Source organism: Flavobacterium sp. P3_A6, from assembly GCF_056403035.1.
Genome location: NZ_JBFUGG010000088.1, coordinates 1 through 517, shown reverse-complemented (window position 1 = coordinate 517; position 517 = coordinate 1). Strand labels below are relative to the sequence as shown.

General features: G+C 28.2%; 1 protein-coding gene. It reads left to right on the top strand.

Features of this window, described 5'->3' with window-relative positions:
* Positions 1 to 318 precede the first annotated feature (318 nt).
* Positions 319 to 517 (top strand): hypothetical protein (locus AC1DVP_RS21445; protein ID WP_477185496.1); only part of this gene is annotated, 199 nt, incomplete at its 3' end.

The following is a 517-nucleotide window of genomic DNA, read 5'->3' as shown; positions in this document are numbered from 1 at the left end:
ACACAATATGTTTTGCTTGACGGAGACTCAGATGCAATTGAATTAAGTCAGGAAGATTTAAATTTAGTAGCTGGTGGACAAGCAGAGGCTATTGCAAAAAGTTGTCAATTTTTGTCTTGCTAAATAAAGAGTTAGTATAAAAACTTGTTTCAGGTAATACAAAGAGGCTGACGGACTCTTTATTTCCTACACTTAAAATTGTATTTGGTTTTAAAGAATCAATTTTTTAAAAGATTGTGTTGAATGCAATTTTTTAAAATTGATAAACCCAAAAGAATACAACAGTAAGTATAAATATAAACCTTAAAATTTAAAATCATGAGTAAAATTGAATTAACAGAGGACTCAAAAGTAAAAGTTAGAGAAGTTATTCTTAAATCCCTTAATGATGCTTCTTTTAAAGAAAGATTGGTAAATAATCCTAAAGCTGCAATAGCTGAGTTATACCCTGATCTTATACAAAGAGAGACAAGAAAAATAGTTGTTTTTGATCAAACTGATAAAGATACAATTTATG